The 3,667-nt window shown below is 66.4% G+C and carries 3 protein-coding genes; all 3 read left to right on the top strand.

Annotated elements, in window-relative coordinates; all coding sequences use genetic code 11:
* On the top strand, positions 1-508 hold a 508-nt coding region (locus ACE3TU_RS20255), incomplete at its 5' end, for a PLP-dependent transferase (protein WP_374627533.1).
* A 201-nt stretch (positions 509-709) separates the two neighbouring features.
* Positions 710-1,921, top strand: coding sequence for an efflux RND transporter periplasmic adaptor subunit (locus ACE3TU_RS20250; RefSeq protein WP_374627531.1), 1,212 nt, complete (start codon positions 710-712; stop codon positions 1,919-1,921).
* Positions 1,922-1,931: 10 nt separating this feature from the next.
* Positions 1,932-3,667: MacB family efflux pump subunit (locus tag ACE3TU_RS20245; RefSeq protein WP_374627529.1), on the top strand; the 1,736-nt coding region annotated here is incomplete at its 3' end.

Below are 3,667 nucleotides of genomic sequence, written 5' to 3'. Positions count from 1 at the left end.
GGCGCTGATCGAGGGCGACGTGCACACGCTGCTGCGCCAGACCGGCCCGTCGCTGTCGCCGTTCAACGCCTGGGTGCTGCTCAAGGGCGTCGAGACGCTGGCCCTGCGGGTGCGGCAGATGACCGAGAATGCCGCGAAGGTCGCCGACTTCCTTGCCAACCACCCCAAGGTGGCGCGCATTTCCTACCCGTTCCATCCCTCACACCCCCAGTACGACCTGGCGAAGCGGCAGATGGCGAGCGGTTCGACGCTGGTGGCCTTCGAGGTGAAGGGCGGGCGCGAGGCGGCGTTCAAGCTGTCGGACTCGCTGGCGGTGATCCTCATCTCGAACAACCTGGGCGACGCGAAATCGCTGATCACCCATCCCGGTACGACCACGCATGCGCGCTTCACCGAAGAGGTACGGCTCGAAAGCGGCATTACGCCGGGGCTGCTCAGGATCTCGGTCGGTCTCGAGGAGAGCGCCGACCTGATCGCCGACCTCGCGTACGGGCTCGACCAAATCTAGCATCGACCGCTTCGCGGGACACATCAGGGCGGCGCGCTTGATGACGATCAAGACGCACCTCCGGCGCAAGGCGCAAGTCGGACGGGTGCGAAGCCGCCGGCTGGTCGAACCTGTCCAAGAATTCATCCAGCTTACCAAGGCCTAATGCGGCGAGGCGGCCAATCGCACCTATGTCGTTTCCAGGAAACGCGGGGCTCCACTGTGGCGCAGATCGGCAGACTGGTTCGTTGGGTGGTCGTTGCGGCGGTCCTGGCCGGGGCCGGGGTGGCGGCCTGGAGCTATTTCACGCCGAAGGCCAAGGTGGTGCAGCCGACAACCACCGCGGTGACGCGCACGACCATCGAGGAATCCGTCCTCGCCTCGGGAACGATCGAGGCGAGCCAGCTGGTCAGCGTCGGGGCGGAAGTCTCGGGCAGCATCAAGACGCTGAAAGTGGTGCTCGGTGACGCGGTGCAGACGGGCGACCTGATCGCCGAAATCGACTCGCTCAACCAGGAGAACGCGGTCCGGGCGTCGGAGGCCGCCCTTGCCGGGATCGAGGCGCAGAAGCGCATGCAGACGGCCTCTCTGGCCAAGGCGCGGGTGGCGCTCGAGCGTGCCGAGAAGCTGTTCCCCCAGCAGCTGATCTCGGATGCGGAGCTGCAGACGGCGCAGCTGGCCGTCGAGACGGCCCAGGGCCAGCTCGAAGCGCTCGAGGCGCAGATCCAACAGGCTGAAATCAGCGTCGACACCGCCAAGCTGAACCTCGGTCGCACGCGGATCGTCGCCCCGATGGACGGCACAGTGGTATCGCTCGAGGTCGAGGTCGGCCAGACGGTCAACGCTGTCAACAGCACGCCCACCATCGTCAAGCTGGCCAATCTCGACCAGATGGTGGTGAAGGCCGAAATCTCGGAAGCGGACGTGCCACGGGTCGAGGCCGGCCAGAAGGTGTACTTCACCATCCTCGGCGACCCCGATACGCGCATCGAGGCGACATTGCGGGCCATCGAGCCGGCCCCGGAGTCGATCTCGGGCGAGCAGGGCGGCAGTACGAGCGCCGGCAGCGCCATCTACTACAACGGCCTGTTCGATGTGGCCAACCCGGATCACCGGTTGCGCATCTCAATGACCGCGCAGGTGACGATCGTGCTGGCCTCCGCCGAAAACGTGCTCGCAGTGCCTGCATCGGTGTTGAAGACCGGCGGCCGCAGCACGACCGTCGAGGTGTGGGACGCGGCGAGCAAGAGCAGCGAAATGCGGCCCGTGGAAGTGGGGCTGACCAACAACGTGATGGCAGAGATCAAGTCGGGCCTGCAGGAAGGGGATCTCATCGTCGTGTCGGGCGGCACCGGCAGCTCGGCAGCGCCGAGTGGCAACAGCACCCGCGGGCTGCTCGCCGGTGGTGGACCCGTCGGCGGGCCGCCGCTGTGAGGACATGTCGATGAACGAACCGATCATCGAGGTCCGCGGGCTGCGCCGGCAGTTCCCAGCGGGGACCGAGACCATCACCGTCCTCAACGACATCGACCTCACCATTCGGCAAGGCGAGCTGATTGCCATCATCGGGCAGTCCGGCTCGGGCAAGTCGACGCTGATGAACATCCTGGGGTGCCTCGATCGCGGCTGGACCGGAGAGTACCGGCTGGCCGGACGGGATGTCGCCAGCCTCGGGCCCGACGAACTGGCGCAATTGCGGCGCGAGCATTTCGGCTTCATCTTCCAGCGTTATCAGTTGCTCACCGACCTCGACGCGGTAGAAAATGTCGAGGTGCCCGCGGCCTATGCCGGAGCCGCCAGGGCGGATCGCCGGGCGAGGGCGAGGAGCCTGCTCGAACGGCTGGGCATGGCCGACCGCACCAGCCATCGTCCCGCGGCACTGTCCGGCGGGCAACAGCAGCGGGTCAGCGTGGCGCGCGCGCTGATGAACGGCGGCGACATCATCTTTGCCGACGAGCCGACGGGCGCCCTCGATTCAAAGAGCGGACGGGACCTGCTGGCGCTGTTGAGGGAACTGCACGAGGAGGGGCACACGATCATCATCGTGACGCACGATCCGGCGATTGCGGCAATGGCCAACCGGATCATCGAGATCAGCGATGGCGTGATCGTGTCCGACAGGCAGATGAATGGCGCGGGCGGGTCGGAAGCCGAGCGCAAGCCGATCGATCTCAAGCGCATTCCACGCTGGCGCGAAGCCCTCGACCGCAGTGCCGAAGCCTTCGCCATCGCGGTGCGGGCGTTGTCCTCGCACCAGTTGCGCACCTTCCTGACCATGCTGGGCATCATCATCGGCATCGCCTCGGTGGTCTCGGTGGTGGCACTGGGCCAGGGCAGCCAGGCCCAGGTGCTGGAGCGGATCAGCTCGATCGGCACCAACACCATCAATGTGCTGCCGGGCGCGAGCGCCGCCGACCGGCGGCTGGGTGCGATCCGCACGCTGGTGCCGGCGGACGCCGAAGCGATCGCGGCGCAGGCCTACGCCGACAGCGTCACGCCGCAAGTATCCAGCAACGGGACGGTGCGCTATCGCAACGTCTCGGCCAGCGCGCAGGTCAGTGGCGTGGGACCCGACTACTTCCGGGTCAACAACCGCTCGCTGGTGGCCGGCGTCACCTTCGATGCCGCAGGTGTCGAAAGCCTCAGCCAGGAAGCGGTGATCGATGCAACCGGCCGCAGCACGCTGTTTCCGGACGGTGAGGATCCGCTCGGCAAGGTGATCCTCGTGGGCAAGGTGCCGCTGCGGATCATCGGCGTGATCGCGGCGAGCACCAATACTTTCGGTCCGCAGTCGAATGCGATCGCCATCTACACACCCTACACCACCGCCATGTCGCGCATGCTGGGGCAGAGCTGGCTGTCGACCATCACGGTCCGGATTGCCGACGATGCCGATATCTCGGCCGCCCAGACGGCCATCTCCGAGTTGCTGGAACAGCGGCACGGTCTCATCGACTTCTCGCTGCAGAACACCGACACCATCCGGGAAACCATCCAGGCGACGACGCAGACCCTGACGCTGCTGATTGCAGCCATCGCCGTGATCTCGCTGGTGGTAGGCGGGATCGGGGTGATGAACATCATGCTCGTCTCCGTGCGAGAACGGACGCGCGAGATCGGGGTGCGCATGGCGGTGGGCGCCCGGCAGGGGGACATCATGCAGCAGTTCCTGATCGAGGC

Origin of the sequence: Devosia sp. (assembly GCF_041917035.1) — a bacterium.
Lineage (GTDB): Bacteria > Pseudomonadota > Alphaproteobacteria > Rhizobiales > Devosiaceae > Devosia_A.
The sequence above is the reverse complement of the archived record's forward strand: the minus strand, read 5'-3'. Positions and strand labels throughout refer to the sequence as shown.